Below are 15847 nucleotides of genomic sequence, written 5' to 3' on the forward strand. Positions count from 1 at the left end.
GATGCCATGAGCGCGGTTAAACGCCCGGTACCTTCTGGGTTGAACCACGCACGATCAGTTTGGTGGCGAAAATCTTCTGCTCAGGCTCAAGCCGGGTGTCGGCCGGTGCATTGAGCTGCTCGGTCAAAAGCCTCGCGGCGTAGACGCCCTTCTCCACCATGGGTTGGCCAATAGTCGTCAGGCCCAATTGCACCGCTTCGGGAATGTCGTCGAAACCGATCACCGACAGGTCTTGCGGAACCTTGCGATTGAGCGCGTGAGCCGTCTTCATGCAAGCGATCGCCATCACATCGGAACAGGCCACCACCGCCGTGACGTCGCTGGACGTCAGCAGGGTGAACGCGGCCGCTTGCCCGGACGTCGAATCCAGTCCACCTGCTTCGATAATGCTCAGGTCCTCGAATGCCAGGCCCGCCGCATTCGCCGCCTCGACGTAGCCGGTCAGCCGCTCCCTGACAATGCGCTCACTGGCATGCTTGAAACGCTGCGGATCGATCGGACCGCGATAACCATCAGGGTTCAAACGGTCAATGATGATCCCTATTTTGCGGTGCCCCAGATCCAGCAAGTGCTGCACCTGAGTGCGGGCGGCCCCACGGTCATCGATCCCGACAAAAAAAGCACCTTCCACCAGCGGCGAATCGATCACCACAAACGGAATGTTCTGTTTCACCACCGCCAGTACCGCAGGGTGGTCATCGGGCAGGGTCGAGATGATCAAGCCATCAACCAACCCTCGCAGCGCCAGGCTGCCGTGATTGGCTGCCGGTGTCCGACCGACCAACCGGTTGTTGTTGAGAGGGAACAACGTCAGCGCAACGTTCTCCAGTTCGCCCACCTCGCTGATCCCGCGCAGCAAGGCAACGGTGCAAGGGTCGGCGAACGCCAGGGACAACTTGTCCATCATCATCAACCCGATCGCCCCGATCTTGCCCGAGCGAAGGCTCCGGCCAAGCACATTGGGTCCCGGGTAGCCCAGCGACGCGGCTACGGCAAGGATATGCTCACGTTGGGCCTCGGACAGCTTGGATGGGCGATTGTAAGCGTAAGACACCGCAGGCTGAGACACCCCCGCCGCCAGTGCTACATCTTTCATTGAAACGGATGCCATCGCTTGCTTCCCAACCTTGTTGAAAACCTCGTGCGAGGTCAGTGATAAAAAACGCCACGCGCTCAGTGTAACTGTTGAGGCGAAACCTTCGGAACCAGTCGAGTGGCAGTGACAAGGACCGCGATCATCAGCGCGGCAACGACGAGCAGCGCCAGGGGCAGGCTGCTGGCATGGGCGACAAACCCGATGGCGGCCGGGCCCATTAAAATCCCGAGGTAACCCAGGCTGGTGGCAGCGGCAATGGCCAGTTCGCCAGGCATGGTCTTTTGCGCACCTGCCAGCGACAAATAAACCGGAGCGATGTTGGCCAGACCGGCGCCAATCACCGCAAACCCCACCAGGTTCAACAGCCAGTCATTGGCCAACACGACCATCGCGAACCCCAACATGACCACGAGTCCACCGCCAATCAGCACCACCCGTGCCCCCAGCTTCAGCAGTATCCGGTCACCGTTCAATCGCCCCAGCGCCATCATCACTGCAAACACGGCGTAACCCAGGCCGGCCAGAGAATGCTGGACGCCTCGCTCGTCAGCCAGGAACACCGCGCTCCAGTCGAGAATCGCCCCTTCGGCCAGGAAGGCGAACAGACACAGCATGCCCAGCAGTAAAACCTTTCGGGTCGGCCGGACAAAAATCGGGCTGCCTTCGTCACCGCTGCGCCCCAGCAACTGACGGCCATGGGTCAGGACGAAGGCGACCAGGATTACCATGACCGCACTGCTGGCCATCAACGGCGTGGCGCCCAGCCATAACAACGCGGTAATACCTGCCGCACTGATAATCGCGCCGAGGCTGAACAGGCCATGGAAACCGGACATGAGTGAACGTCCCGTCGCGCGCTCGACCATCACGCCCTGAACGTTCATGGTCACGTCGACCGACCCGCACCCTGCCCCAAATACCACCAAGGCGAACATCAAACCGATAAAGGAATGAGTCGTCGCCAACAAAGGCAAGGTCAGCAGCACCAGCGCAATGCCCACGTGCATCGTAAAACGACAGCCCCGGCGCGCGTTGAGAATGCCGGCCAGTGGCATCATCACCAACGAGCCCAAGCCCAGGCACAGCAACAGCAGCCCCAGGGCCGCGTCGTCAACCCCAGCCCGGCTGCGCGCATAGGGCACCAGGGGCGCCCAGGCACCCATACACAGCCCTGACAACAGGAACGTCGATCGATAGGCCAACATATGAGGCATGGCGCACGGCAGTAGCAATTCTTGAGACGACACGAAAACCTCTGTGCTCGGATCAATTCAAGTTATACGTATAACCCAAATTGACCTGTTCGACCACAGGCCACGTTAAAAACTGATCGCCCCGCCGAGCATATCTGCATGCCAGATGTCACCTGAATGGCAATCGCCTCCCAGAAACAGTTGACATCAATGCCGTCACCGATGTTATTTTTGAATGAGTTATACGTATAACTCTAGTACGACTCAGCTTTTGCATGAACACCCCCCACAAAAACAACAGGGACAAATGCAGCGTGATGAATAACGTTCAAAAAACACCGATCCCCACACGCATCCGCAAGGCGCGTATTGCGACCTTCCTCGGCTTCATGATGATCGGCGCAATGATGTACATCTGGTCGACCGGGGTGAGTGTCTTCAGGACACAACTGGGTTTTACCGGTGAGCTGGGTGATGCCAACTTCGGCCTGATCGCGCTCGGGGTCGGCGTCGGCTCAGCGGCGGGAGCCCTGCTGGTCGGCCGTTTGCTGGACAGCTTCGGTGCAAAACCGGTGATCACCTTCTGCGCCCTTGCCTACCCTCTGTCCATCATTCCGTTGGGTTTCGTCAGCGGTTTCTGGTTTGCAATGAGTTTTGGCGTGGTGCTGGGTTTGCTGCGCGGCGCGCTGGATACCGCGTTGAATGCCCATGGTGTGCAAGTCGAGCGGTTTTATCGGCGCTCGATCATGTCCGGCTTCCACGCGTTCTATTCGCTGGGTGGTTTTCTGCTCGGGATGGCCTGCAGTTGGCTGACGGGTTTCTACACCGACAGCGTCAAGGTGCCGTTTACCGTGCTGGGCATCGCCATGCTGATCGTCGGCTGTGTGTTCAGCCGCTGGCTGCTGGGCAAGCATGACGTTCCCGACGCGGCTTCAGGCGACTGGCAAACAGACGCTCAGTCAGCGGAGGAAATCGGCAAGGGTCCATCGACCAAAACGCTGTTGGTGATGATTGCACTTGGCGCACTGTTGTTGGGCAGCATGATGGGTGAAAACGCGATTGCCGACTGGGGCCAGGAATACATTCGCCGCGAGTTCTCGACCTCGACGTCCACCGCAGGCATGGCGGTGTCGATATTCGTCGGTGCGGCGTTCATCGGGCGCCTGTTCGGCGACCGGCTGGCGGCGGCCTTTGGTAACGCTCAAGTGGTGTTCGCCTGCGGCACAGTCTGTGTACTGGGCATGACCCTCACCATCGTTGGCGGCACGGTCGTTACCGGCATTCTCGGCTTTGCGTTGTTCGGTCTCGGACTTTCCTGCATCGCGCCGCTGATGATTTCCGCAGCCGGACGCCGGGACCCACAACATGCCGGTCGCAACATCGGCATCGTCAATTGCATCGGCTTCTCCGGCATGCTCGTGGGACCCGCCGCCATCACCGTGATCGTCAGCCATTTCGGCCTGGAGTCACTGATGTTTTTCCCATTGATCATGCTTGGCCTGCTCGCAACATTTGGCCCGCTGCTGATGAGAGCGCCAAAAACCGCCAAGGGCGTCAAACAGTCCGCCGCAAGCACCACCCGCGCCTAGATCATCGGCGAACTGCTGACGATACGCAGCGCCGGGGGGGCTATCTGCCGACTGACCGCAATATCGTCGGCGCCACGATGAATCCAGCGGGTATCGCCATCGCCCTTCAGGTGCTTTTTTGCTTCAGGGGAATACTGGCGGTATTCCGCATCCAGCAAGAGGTCTTTATCAAGATCAAAGGGCAGCGCCCACAGACTCATGCCGTTGCACCACATCCTATGCTGCTTCCGGCGGCAGAGGGGCAAACACCTCGACGGCATTCCTGCCGCCCTTCTTGACGCGGTACATGGCTTCGTCGCCATAGCGCAGCAAATCGCGCAAATTGTCAGCCAGGTCGGGAAATATCACCACGCCAATGCTTGATGAAATGGAGAGTGTTACACCGTTATCCATGACAAAAGGTTGTTCAAGTACCAGGCGGATTTTCTCGGCGACCACAACGGCATCTTCTGCATTTCGGGCATCCGGCAGGAGAATGACGAATTCATCACCGCCAATGCGCGAGGCGGTATCAGACTCGCGCAGCACAGACCCCATACGGGATGCGACCTGGGCCAATAACCAATCTCCGGCCTCATGCCCGTGTTGGTCATTGACCGCCTTGAACTTGTCCAGGTCAATAAACAGTAACGACAGCTTGCGTTTTTCCCGCTTGGCGAGCGCGATCAGTTGTCCCAGCCGATCTTCCATCATTCGGCGGTTCGGCAAACCGGTCATTCGGTCGTAGAAAGCCAGTTTGCGGATGGCTTCCTCAGCAACCTTACGCTCAGTGATGTCCATGGCGATGCCAATCATTGCGGGTCGACCGTTAAGAGACATACTCGATCCGTATACCGCCAGATCGAACAACGATCCATCTATCCTGCGGGCTCGGTATTCGCTGGCCAGGCCCTCGATCCCGCCATCTGGGCTCAAGCGTTTTTGCAGATTGTCATTGAGTAGATCGTGATCACCTTCCGCCACCAGATCGAACACGCTCAGCGATTCAACGAGTTTATGTTGCTCAACGCCGAACATCTGAGCGATTCGTGTATTGGCAAACACTAATTTGTGATCCTGGATGATGTAGATGCCGACTGCTGAAGTTTCCGCCACGCCGCGAAACATCGATTCAGCACGCATGAGGTTCAGGTGTTCCTGCTCGAGGTTGCCAACCAGGGTACCGATCCGCTTTGCGGAGTCATTAAAGGCATCCGCCAACTGACCCACCTCATCATTGGGCCAGTGTTCGATATGGACTTGATAGTTGCCGTTTGCCAGTTCGCGACTGCCCTGCGCGAGCCTCAGCACCGGACGAACGAAGCTTCGCCGGACAATCAGCCACGTCCCTCCCAGGAACAGTATGTCTATCACCAACAGCAGATAAGCTATATTCAGCTCGACTTCCTGCTCGCGGTGCATCTCCTTTATCAGTGAGATCATCAGCTGATCGACATCGTCGAGCAAACGTTGTGAATTCTCGGCAAGCGCGCCTATCTGCCTTGCCTCCGGAGGGAAGTTACCGTCGCGCAGCAGCGCCGACTCGATATCTTCGCGGTAGCGCTGCCAGGCGATGCTGATCTCTTCTAATTTGAGCTGCTGTGGCGGTGTCATTTGCCGTATCTGATCGCTATTTGTGTTTCCTCGGTGCATCAGCGTACTGACCGCATCCTCATAGCTCTTGATGTCTGACATCGCAGCCTCCTTGCCGGGAGACCATCCGTTCAAAAAGCTGCTGGTGTTGAGCGCCATCCGGTGACCCAGGTAACGCATTTTGCCCGCAACCCGCATCGTTTCGTCAAAACCGGTGAATTCCGCGAACATGGCGTGCACGACCAGGATGTTGCCAAGCCCGAGCATCAGCAGCGCCAGGAACACAATCCCGATTTTCTTGCCAAGTCCAAAACGGGGCACGGTGGAGGGGCTGGAAGGGCTGGGCTTAAGTTCTTCTGTCATGTTTTTTTGACTCGTTCTCAAGCTGGCTGGACTAGCACCTGAGAGGCAGTTCGTTCATCCCTATGAGCCAGAAACAGGTACTGAAAATAGATATAGCACTTAGCCAGCAAACCACCAAACCAAGACGGCGTTTATCAGACGTAAACAGACGTTGCGGCAGGCCACAACCTGTCAGCTGACATCACAATTCTCGCGCTCCTCTTACCGTTCTGCGTCGGCTTAGCCAAGAGCTGCCATAGTAGGGCATCTATTCAACAAAACCGCTCTGAAATAGGTTGAGTCGCCCGCCGATGAACGATGAAAAACGCTGAAAATTTATGAAAGGCCCCCTTTAAACGCCGCCCCTTACTTGTCTCACAGCCCACCGGGGCTTGGTTCAGACTGAATCGCCCCGGGTTTCGTAGACACCTCCACGCCTCAAAATGAGGCCAATTAGGAGGTGCCATGAGCAAACCGCGTTACCCCGGCCCCGTGCATATCCGATCAAAATGATTACCTATGCCTGTTGCCAAGCACGCGTGCATCGCAATACGTTTGTGCAAGCCGTTCGTGGCAGGTCCCGCAAACGAGGAGAGCCAGAGCGCAGCAACCGAAAAGTACCTCTCCAATTCACATAGACAGGCATCACTCGCAGGATCGCTTTCAGTGCGGGCCCTTTGACAGCGGCTGCTGAACCTACATTCTTTTATCGAGATACCGATGCTTGATCTCAACGACCTGTACTACTTTAAGCTCCTTGCAGAACGTGGCAGCTTCACTGCTGCGGCGGAAATTCTTTCCATACCGACCGGTACACTAAGCCGCAGGCTGAAAGCCCTGGAAAACCATCTCGGCCTGCGCCTGATTGACCGCACCACTCGCCGGTTCGCTCTCACCGAGGCCGGCGAACAGCTCTATCTCTACGCCCGGAAAATTGTCGAACAGACCGAGTCGGCCGAAGCTCATCTGCGCGGCGTGTTGGGCGAACCCGCAGGGCGTGTCCGGATGACCTGCCCGCAAGGGGTCCTGCGTTCGCTGCTTGCGCCACTGCTGCCGGAATTCCTTGCCCGCTATCCCCAAGTCAGCGTCGACATCATCGCAAGCAGCCGTTACACCGATCTAATTGCAGACGGCTTTGATCTTGGCCTGCGTTCGCATGAACAGGACCTGGTCGAGTCGTCGATGGTCGCGCGCCAACTGGCCACCTTGCAGATGGTGCTGGTAGCCAGCCCCCACTACTTTGGCGAGCGTCGGACTGCCAATCCTACAGATGTAGATGGAGTCGACGGTCTTCACCTGGCGACGCATAGCAGCTTAAGCGTCTGGACGTTGCGGGGGCCGGGCGAAGAACAGGCCACGGTACGGTTAAAAAACCGTCTCGGCTCAGACGATGTTTCGCTGCTCAAGGCAGCAGCTATTGCAGGCCAGGGCGTTGCCGTCGTGCCACTGCATACCTGCCGGACGGAACTGGCCGATGGAACGCTCGTGCGGGTCCTTCCCCAATGGGAGGTTTCTCGACGAACATTGAGCTTGATCCTGCCCTCCGCCAGAGGGCTGATGCCAGCGGTTCGGGCCTTTGCCGATTTTCTGATCGAGCGTTTGCCCAGCGCGGTTGAAGGACCGTAGCCGTAATGTCAAATCGGGGGAGATTTCTTCCCTAGGGAAAAAATCTTTCTCGTTTCCCCGTCTTATTCCCATTACATGTTCAAACGTACCCTACGGGCTCTTTCATTCTGGATGCCGGCGGATCATAGAGTCATCGCCGTTGAAGTCCGGTGAATTCCCGATGCGCTAGCCATTCCGTTGGCCCCTTGGTCTTGGTTGTATCCAGCGCATAGATGAGCCAGAAGCAACCTATCTTCAGGAGCAAATGATGAAGCTTGTAAACAGAATTGCGGTTGTTACCGGAGGCTCACGTGGCATCGGCGCTGCCATCGCCCGAAAGCTCGCAGCTGAGGGCGCAATCGTTGCGGTTGTCTATCAATCCGGATTCGATCAGGCACAGTCGGTGGTTCGGGCGATCAGGGCGGCGGGGGGAGCGGCAGAGGCTTTTGCTGCGGATGTAGCGGACGCATCCGCTGTGCGCAGTGCTATCGACATGATCGTCGCGCGTTTTGGCCGCATCGATATTCTGGTGAACAACGCCGGCATTTTCGAGGGACGCAATTTTGCGGACATCGATGCGGACCATGTGAGCCGGCTCTTTGCCGTCAACATGAGTAGCGTATTGCACATGATGCAGGCAGCGGTTCCGCATTTTCCGTCCACCGGCGGGCGCGTTGTGAACGTCTCGACTAACTTGATCTATTCCCCCCGTCCAGGTACGGCCATTTATGCAGCCAGCAAGGCGGCAGTGTCCGTATTGACAAATGGTTTTGCAAAGGAACTCGGCGCGCGTGGGATCACGGTGAATGCGGTAGCGCCCTCGATGACCAGCACGGACATGACTGCGGCGACGCCCGACGTGCGTCGGCAAGCGGTGATCGCAGCGACACCCGCAGCGCGTATCGGTGAGCCCGAGGACATCGCGGACGTGGTCGTATTCCTTGCTTCGGACGAATCGCGCTGGATCACGGGGCGCACGCTCCTGACCGATGGCGGCTTGACTGACTCACTTTGAGTTGAACAGTTATGTATGTTCTCACGGTAGAGCTAAAGATCCGGTCTGAGCGTCTCGCGGACTTTCTGCACGAGCTGTCGAATTTGCGCACGCTGATCGAACGTGAGCCTGACTGCCTGGGGTTTGACGTGCTGCAGAGCGAGGATTGTCCCCATCATGTGTTACTCGTTGAAACATGGAGTAGTCGAGCATATTTTGAAAATGTACAGATGAAACGTCCCTATTACGCCCTCTATTTTGCGCGAGTCCATCCTATGTGGAACGCGGAGCGTCAACTGCATCACTGGTCCGCGGTCGCCCCTTGACGACGTGATCCCAGGGTCCGCAGGCCGCCGGGGAAGCGTTTTTTAGCATGTTACTTGCGGATGTTATTTGTTCAACCACAAAAACCATAATAAGGAAATCTTTCATGTTGCACTCTGATCATTCATCAATCGCTGAGCGACGCCGTGTTCAGGCGGTGACGTGCGTTTCGGCACTGGTGCTGTCGTTAATAGTTTGTTCGAGCCACGCGGATACAACGAAGCCCTACCGCCATGCACAGGAGCCGATTGGTGACGTCGAGACTATGTACAACGGCAAGCTCAGCGAAGACATGGCCGTTAACACCTTCCGCAACATTGATCGCTTGTTCCCTGTGCGCACCATCAAGGCCGGCGGTCATCCCTTTCCATTACCGCGCAGCGGCCAGCCGCTCGGGCCAGTTGCCTTTGACTACAAAGGTAAGCAATACAGCCTCGATGACTACGTCACGCTTAACCATGTAACGGGTCTGTTGGTGCTCAAGGACGGTAAAGTCGTTACTGAACGCTATGAAAAGGGCAATACCGCGGACACCCGGTGGATGTCGATGTCGGTGGCCAAGTCCATCACCTCGACGCTGGTGGGCGCAGCGTTGCAAGACGGTTCGATCAAAAGCCTGGATGACAAAGTAACCAAATACCTGCCTTCACTGGCTGGCAGTGGTTACGAACAGGCGACGGTACGCCAGGTGCTGGCCATGCGCTCTGGGGTCAAGTGGAGTGAGAAATACGCGGATCCGACCTCAGACCGGCGAATGATGCTCAAGCTGCAAATCGCGCAAGTACCCGGCTCGGCACTCAAGTACATGGCCACACGGCCAAGCATCGCGACCCCAGGTACGCTGACCAACTACAGCACCGGGGAAACACAAGTACTGGGGCAATTGGTCAGCGCCGCCACGGGCAAGCCATTGGCGAATTACTTGAGTGAAAAAATCTGGGCACCGTATGGCATGCAAAGCGACGCCAACTGGTGGCTCGACGGCCCCAATGGCAATGAGGTGGGCGGCAGCGGTATCAGTGCGACGCTTGAAGATTACGGGCGCTTCGGACAGTTCGTACTCAGCGGCGGCAAGGCCGGCGACAAGCAGGTACTGCCCAAAGACTGGATGAGTTTCGTCAGTACAACCACTGGCGCGGATGCGGCATATGGCGACTTTGCTTCCATGTGGTGGCCTGCCTGGACAGAGGCTTCGAAGGCAGATAAAGCGTTCACCGCTGCCGGCATTTTTGGTCAGTACGTCTACATCAATCCAACCCACAATGTGGTGATTGTGGTGTGGCAAGCACAGACCAAATCCACCGGTGGCGAGGTCATCGACGACATGGTCGCCTTTGACGCCATCACCAAGGCCGCTCAATAAGCGCAATGCTGTTCGCTTAAGGATTGAATCCGGTAAGCGAAGTGAAACCCTTGTGGCAGTTGTCGAGCCTCAGCGAGGCTGCAATAGCGGTGGGCAAGGCAACATCTATGTTTGCCACGCCAGCCCCATCGCAGCCTGGCTGGGGCTCGACAACTCCCACCTTTTGTTCATAGTTCATGAGCGAATGGGGCCGGACTCATCCATCCAGTCCAGCCCCATATTCGCGCCCTCACAAAATGGCTCAGACCTTCTTGCGCAAGAACCCTTGCTGGGCACCGTTGCGGTTAGGCGCGAAGCCATTGGCCTCCAGGCTTTCTTCCACAGTGTCATAGAACACGCCGATCTTGCTGATCTCGCGCGCCTGCTGGGCGGTGGCGATCGGGCGACCGAACTCGCGGGAAATGCGCACCAGTTGCTCGATCTGCTCAACGGTGGACATTTTATCCGTTTGCGCCTGGTTCCAGAGGTTATCCTCGATGCCGCAGCGCACGTGCAGGCCCATCGCAATGCCCATCATGTTGACCGGCAGCACGTTACGCGTCGAGCTTTCCACGGTAAGCACTGCGCCGTCCGGCACGGCACGCACGATGTTGGCCAGGCTGTAGATGTTAGGCACGTCCATCCCGCCGCCGATCGCCACCCAGTTCATGACCAGCGGGCCCTTGTAGATGCCGCGGCGCATCAGGCGCTCGACCGAGTCGAAGCTATTGATGTTGTAGCACTGGAAGGCACTCTGGATGCCCGCGGCCGTTAGGCGTCGCACGTGCTCTTCCACCCAGCCCGGCTGCGCCGGCACCGTCATTTCCTTGTAGGCGCTGTAGACAGCAGGGTCTTCCATCGAGGTGCCCTTGATGTCGGCGTCATCCCAGTGCTCGACGACGTTCATCTGCGAGGTGTTCACGGTGACCGTAACCTGGTCCGGCTTGGGATCGAGTTCGGCCAGCATATGGCGCGTATCGTCGCTCAACCACTTGGCCGCGGCGCCCTCGGTTTCCGGCGCAAAGCTGATCGAGCCGCCGACTTGAATAATCATCTCTGGAACGGCTTCACGCACACCGGCGATCAGTTCGTTGAACTTCGACAGGCGCTTGGAGCCCTTGCCGTCCAGTTCACGCACGTGCAAATGCAGCACGGTAGCCCCAGCGTTGTAGCAATCCACGGCCTTCTGCACCTGCTCGGCCATGGACACCGGAATGTCCTCGGGGAAATCTGAAGGCTGCCACGACGGTGCATACGGCGCTGCAGTGATGATCAGAGGCTGCTGGTTCTCGACAAAGAGGTGGCCATCAAGGAAGTTCATATAGGGGTCTCTAAAATACTTATTATTGTTGAGCGGAACGTCAGCAAGGCTTGGTGCCGATTATGGTGGCGCGTTCCATCTTGCGATGACAGGGTAGGTATGTTGGCTGATTGGACTGTAAGCCGAGGGCCTGATCAGTCGCTTTTCATCAGGCGACAATGGCATTTCATTTCATGACATATGTTGCGAAAAGTGAATTTCTAGCATGGGCGCCGGTGGACCGGTTTTTAGTGTGGATTCAACCGGTGGGCGCAACACAACTAAATTCTGTGTAAGCAGAAGGAGTGTTGCAGATGAAGCAGAGACCTCGGATCTATTACAACTACGGCACTCGCTCAGAGCGGCGGTTACGCGAAGAGGCCCATTTGAACCTGGCGTATCACTGGTTTTGCCGGTTGAGCCTTTAAGACGAAGTACCCAATCACTCGACCTTTTCCAATAACCGCCATGGCCGTTTTCTGGGCAGTGATCTGTTTCGCTGGTTATTCAATGAAGTGCTGCGTCGCTGCATGGACGCTGGCCTTGTCAAGGGTGAAGGCTGTGCTGTGGACGCCTGCATCATCAAGGCGGATGAGAGTCGGCAGCGCGGCATACCGGGCGATGAACAGATCAACGGGAGCGATCCGGCCCTGAGCAGCCTCGCTGTGCGTGAATATCTTGAGGCACTCGACGAAGAGGCTCTGGCCGAAACACTGCCGAAGTGTTTGTCGCTGAATGATCCACAAGCCTGCTGGACCGCAGCTCCAGGTGGGCCCGCGTTCTACGCTTACTCCACGAATATCTGATCGATACCGAGCAAGGCGTCATCTTGGATGTGGAACCCACACCGGCTCATCGCACGGCGGAGGTCGAGAGAGGAGCCTGAAGGAGTGCCCCTAGGCAAGCCTCAAAAATCCACGCCTTTTAAGCAGGAGCAATACGTCGGCTCGCTCCGTAAACTGGAAATCAGCAAGCCGTTGAAACGCATCACGTCGACAAGGCAACCCGTCCTATCCCGGCAAACTCAACTTCCACTTGCACCCCGGCCGATGCCCAGTAGATGCCGGTCCAGCTACCAGTAGCCACCAGATCACCGGCTCGCAACGGGCTGCCCATTGCTGCAGCGTGACGCGCCAGCCACGGCAGCGAACTCAGCGGCTCACCGAATGGATGGCTGCCTACGCCGACGAACTCAGGCTCCCCGGCCACCCGCAACGTCACCTGTTGTCTTGACCAATCCGGTATTTCCCCCAACGTTTGCGGTGCACCAAGTATCAGCGCGCGGTTGAGTTGCTGGTCGGCCAGCCGAAGCAGTGGCGCGGCCTGGTCACCCTGCAGCCAGCGCGTGCCACACAGCTCGATGCCCGGCATCCACACATCGACCGCCGCACAGGCCATGGCCAGATCAGTGTGTTCGTCGAGGTCGCGGGACAGGCGCACGATCAGTTCTCCCTCGATCCCGAAACCGAAGGCATCGCCCGGAGGAACCTGCCAACCCGACGGGTGTACCGCCATTGCAGGTACTCCGGCGGTGCTGATCAGCCCTCCGGGCGCGCCACCCAGTTTCCAGGCCACTGGTGGCCCGGAGGCGAACCAGCCGAGGGCATCCGCTACCTGGTGCTGCACGGCATAGGCTTCGGCTTCGCTAGCCAGTTCCAGGGTTGGCAACGGTTGTTGGCGACCCTCACGCCAACCACGAATCAGGCTGGCGGCCACCTGCGCGACCGCACTCACAAATCCAGCTCGGTCTTGCGTCGGCGCAGTTGCGCGGGCGCCGGGCGCTCGCATGGCAGAAACCGGCCGCGACCCGCCTCACCGCGCGGCTCGCCGTCCCAGACCACCTCACCGCGAGACAGGGTCATGGCCGGCCAGGCGCTCAGCGTCATGCCGGCGTAAGGCGTGTAATCGACGTTGTGGTGCAGCATTTCGTTGCTCAGGTGAACCGACTCACCTTCGTTCCAGATCACCAGGTCGGCATCAGCACCAATGGCGATGCTGCCCTTGCGCGGATACAACCCATACAGCTTGGCGGCATTTGTGGAGGTCAGCGCGACAAAGCTTTGCGCGGTGATGCGCCCACTGCGCACGCCTTCGGACCAGAGCAGTGCCATGCGGGTTTCGACACCGGGAATGCCGTTGGCGATCTGGTCGAACGACACCTCTTCACCGTGGGCCTTCTTGCCATCCGGGCCATCGAAACGAAAGGGTGCGTGGTCGGACGAAAAAATCTCGAACGAGCCGTTCTCCAGGCCATCCCAGATCACCTGCTGGTTTGCGGCATCACGCGGCGGCGGGCTGCAGATGCACTTGGCACCTTCGAAGCTGTCGTCACACCCCAGCGAGTCAGCGGTCAGGAACAGGTACTGCGGGCAGGTTTCGGCGTACACCTTCAGCCCCAGGCTCTGGGCCCAGCGAATCTGTTCCACGGCCTCGCGACCCGACACGTGCACGATCAGGATCGGCACATCCACCAACTCGGCAAGGGCGATGGCACGATGGGTCGCCTCGCGCTCCACCAGCATCGGCCGCGACGCGGCGTGGTAGCGCGGTGCAGTCAGCCCGGCCGCCAGTAGTCGCTCGGTGAGCCAGGCGATGCAGTCGCTGTTCTCGGCGTGGAGCATCACCATGGCGCCCTCACGACGCGCGACCGACAACATCTCGAGAATCTCCCGGTCGCCCAGTTTCAGCGCATCGTAGGTCATATAGATTTTGAACGAGGTATAGCCTTCAGCAATCAAGGCCGGCAGTTCTTCACGCAGCACCTGCGGGGTAGGATCGGTGACGATCAGGTGGAAGGCATAATCGATCACCGGTTTGTTGCCCGCCCGACGATGGTAGTCATCGACGGCAGAGCGCAGGCTTTCGCCCTTCTGCTGGCAGGCGAACGGGATGACGGTGGTGGTGCCGCCGCAGGCCGCCGAGACCGTGCCGCTGAAGAAGTCATCGGCCATCACCGAGCCGTCGCCCGTTGGCTGGTCGAGGTGCACGTGGCTGTCGATGCCACCGGGGGTGACATGCCGGCCTGCCGCGTCGATTTCCTGGAGACCATGCGCCAGATCCAGGCCAAGGGAGACGATGCGCCCATCACGAATGCCGATATCGCTGGTGAACGTGTCCGCGGCGGTTACCACGCGGGCGTTGCGAATCACCGTATCAAAAGGTTGCATACCAGCCCTCCTCCAGAAGTAACCGGCCCCGGCCGGTCAGGCGGCGCATGTCTACGCCCGTGCTTTTCAACATGTCCGGGACCACGGTGGTAACGGTGTCGAATACCCGCTTAGCTAACCATCACCTCGTCCAGCGCCTGCTCGAGGGTGCTGACGGTGCACTCGATATTGTGCAGCTTTTCGAGTCCGAACAGACCGATGCGGAAGGTCTGGAAGTCGGCCGGCTCGTCGCATTGCAACGGCACTCCAGCGGCGATCTGCAGGCCGTGGTCGGCAAATTTCTTGCCGCTCTTGATGTCGGCATCATCGGTGTAGCTCACCACGACGCCAGGGGCCTGAAAGCCGGCGGCGGCCACGCTTTTGAAGCCTTTGCCGGTCAACATTGCGCGCACCCGATCGCCCAGTGCCTGTTGCTCGCCGCGGACCTTGTCGAAACCGTAGGCTTGGGTCTCTTTCATCACTTCGTTGAATCGCGCAAGGGAATCACTGGGCATGGTCGCATGGTAGGCATGTCCGCCCTGTTCGTAGGCCTGCATGATCTGCAGCCACTTTTTCAGGTCGCAGGCGAAGCTGCTGCTTTGCGTCTGCTGAATGCGCTCGAGTGCCAAAGCACTGAACATCACCAGGGCGCAACAAGGGGAGGCGCTCCAGCCTTTCTGCGGTGCGCTGATCAGCAGGTCGACTGCGCATTTGTGCATATCAACCCAGATCGTGCCTGAGGCGATGCAGTCCAGCACGAACAGGCCACCCACCGCATGCACGGCGTCGCCGACGGCCCGCAGGTAGTCGTCGGGCAGGATAATCCCTGATGAGGTTTCAACGTGGGGGGCGAAGACAATCTGCGGCCTCGAAGCGGCAATGGCTGCCAGCACTTCGTCCAGAGGGGGTGGGGCGTAGGCAGCCTGGCGACCCGTGTCGATCGGTCGGGCTTTGAGCACCGTAGTGGCCGCCGGGATGTTGCCCATCTCAAGGATCTGGCTCCAGCGATAACTGAACCAGCCGTTGCGTATCACCAGGCATTGCTGGTCGGTGGCGAACTGTCGCGCCACCGCTTCCATGCCGAATGTGCCGCTGCCCGGGACCACCGCAACAGCCTGGGCGTTGTAGACCTGTTTCAGGGTCGTGGAAATGTTCTTCATCACACCTTGAAAGGACTGCGACATGTGGTTGAGCGAGCGGTCGGTGTAGACCACGGAGTACTCGACCAGCCCCTCAGGATCGATACTGGGATATAGCTTTGACATGGGGTGACTCCTTTGGCAGAGATGTCAGTGGTATCGACCCTGCCCTAAGCCTTGGCAAATGACAAGATTGCTCGGGATT

The 15847-nt window shown here is 58.5% G+C and carries 13 protein-coding genes and 1 pseudogene; 6 read left to right on the top strand and 8 right to left on the bottom strand.

All coding sequences use genetic code 11. The features are described 5' to 3' along the window. Positions 1 to 16: 16 nt before the first annotated feature. Together QYH43_RS25245 and QYH43_RS25250 are read right to left on the bottom strand one after the other, a co-directional pair. Complete coding sequence (locus tag QYH43_RS25245) at positions 17 to 1111, bottom strand: LacI family DNA-binding transcriptional regulator (RefSeq protein ID WP_095057955.1); 1095 nt, start codon at positions 1109 to 1111, stop codon at positions 17 to 19. 62 nt (positions 1112 to 1173) lie between these two features. Then, positions 1174 to 2301: an MFS transporter gene (locus QYH43_RS25250; RefSeq protein ID WP_095057956.1), complete on the bottom strand. Its 1128-nt coding sequence runs from the start codon at positions 2299 to 2301 to the stop codon at positions 1174 to 1176. A gap of 305 nt (positions 2302 to 2606) precedes the next feature. Between QYH43_RS25250 and QYH43_RS25255 the strand changes: the two genes are divergently transcribed. Then, positions 2607 to 3878: an MFS transporter gene (locus tag QYH43_RS25255; RefSeq protein ID WP_095057957.1), complete on the top strand. Its 1272-nt coding sequence runs from the start codon at positions 2607 to 2609 to the stop codon at positions 3876 to 3878. Here QYH43_RS25255 and QYH43_RS25260 read toward each other — a convergent pair. Both QYH43_RS25260 and QYH43_RS25265 read right to left on the bottom strand, forming a co-directional pair. Then, positions 3875 to 4078, bottom strand: coding sequence for a hypothetical protein (locus QYH43_RS25260; protein WP_143498389.1), 204 nt, complete (start codon positions 4076 to 4078; stop codon positions 3875 to 3877). The genes QYH43_RS25255 and QYH43_RS25260 overlap by 4 nt on opposite strands. A 16-nt stretch (positions 4079 to 4094) precedes the next feature. Beyond that, the gene (locus tag QYH43_RS25265) at positions 4095 to 5813 is read right to left on the bottom strand and encodes a diguanylate cyclase (RefSeq protein ID WP_095057959.1); all 1719 of its coding nucleotides are present in this window, start codon (positions 5811 to 5813) and stop codon (positions 4095 to 4097) included. Positions 5814 to 6512: 699 nt separating this feature from the next. Between QYH43_RS25265 and QYH43_RS25270 the strand changes: the two genes are divergently transcribed. The 4 genes from QYH43_RS25270 (at position 6513) to QYH43_RS25280 (ending at position 10078) form a co-directional block, all read left to right on the top strand. Continuing rightward, positions 6513 to 7418 carry a LysR substrate-binding domain-containing protein gene (locus QYH43_RS25270; protein ID WP_095057960.1) on the top strand — a complete coding sequence of 302 codons (906 nt, stop codon included), beginning with the start codon at positions 6513 to 6515 and terminating at the stop codon, positions 7416 to 7418. Between the two features lie 247 nt (positions 7419 to 7665). After that, positions 7666 to 8412, top strand: coding sequence for an SDR family NAD(P)-dependent oxidoreductase (locus QYH43_RS25275; protein WP_301158360.1), 747 nt, complete (start codon positions 7666 to 7668; stop codon positions 8410 to 8412). A gap of 11 nt (positions 8413 to 8423) precedes the next feature. Beyond that, positions 8424 to 8717 (top strand): antibiotic biosynthesis monooxygenase, encoded by a 294-nt coding sequence (locus tag QYH43_RS26950; RefSeq protein WP_095057962.1) that lies wholly within the window; start codon positions 8424 to 8426, stop codon positions 8715 to 8717. A gap of 104 nt (positions 8718 to 8821) precedes the next feature. After that, complete coding sequence (locus QYH43_RS25280) at positions 8822 to 10078, top strand: serine hydrolase (RefSeq protein ID WP_095057963.1); 1257 nt, start codon at positions 8822 to 8824, stop codon at positions 10076 to 10078. A 241-nt stretch (positions 10079 to 10319) separates the two neighbouring features. On the opposite strand, the gene QYH43_RS25285 is transcribed toward QYH43_RS25280, so the two are convergent. Further along, on the bottom strand, positions 10320 to 11378 hold the full coding sequence (locus tag QYH43_RS25285) for a 3-keto-5-aminohexanoate cleavage protein (protein WP_095057964.1): 1059 nt from the start codon (positions 11376 to 11378) through the stop codon (positions 10320 to 10322). Between the two features lie 311 nt (positions 11379 to 11689). Between QYH43_RS25285 and QYH43_RS25290 the strand changes: the two are divergent. After that, a pseudogene (locus QYH43_RS25290) lies at positions 11690 to 12231 on the top strand (transposase); the annotation flags it as partial. 113 nt (positions 12232 to 12344) lie between these two features. Here the strand turns inward: QYH43_RS25290 and QYH43_RS25295 are convergent. The 3 genes from QYH43_RS25295 to QYH43_RS25305 form a co-directional block, all read right to left on the bottom strand. Beyond that, positions 12345 to 13091 (bottom strand): fumarylacetoacetate hydrolase family protein, encoded by a 747-nt coding sequence (locus QYH43_RS25295; RefSeq protein WP_301158361.1) that lies wholly within the window; start codon positions 13089 to 13091, stop codon positions 12345 to 12347. Continuing rightward, positions 13088 to 14524, bottom strand: coding sequence for a dihydropyrimidinase (gene hydA, locus QYH43_RS25300; protein ID WP_301158362.1), 1437 nt, complete (start codon positions 14522 to 14524; stop codon positions 13088 to 13090). Before hydA ends, QYH43_RS25295 begins: the two co-directional genes overlap by 4 nt. A gap of 110 nt (positions 14525 to 14634) precedes the next feature. Next, positions 14635 to 15768 (bottom strand): aminotransferase class V-fold PLP-dependent enzyme, encoded by a 1134-nt coding sequence (locus QYH43_RS25305; RefSeq protein WP_095151924.1) that lies wholly within the window; start codon positions 15766 to 15768, stop codon positions 14635 to 14637. Positions 15769 to 15847 lie beyond the last annotated feature (79 nt).

It is taken from the genome of Pseudomonas sp. C32 (assembly GCF_030417915.1).
GTDB lineage: Bacteria > Pseudomonadota > Gammaproteobacteria > Pseudomonadales > Pseudomonadaceae > Aquipseudomonas.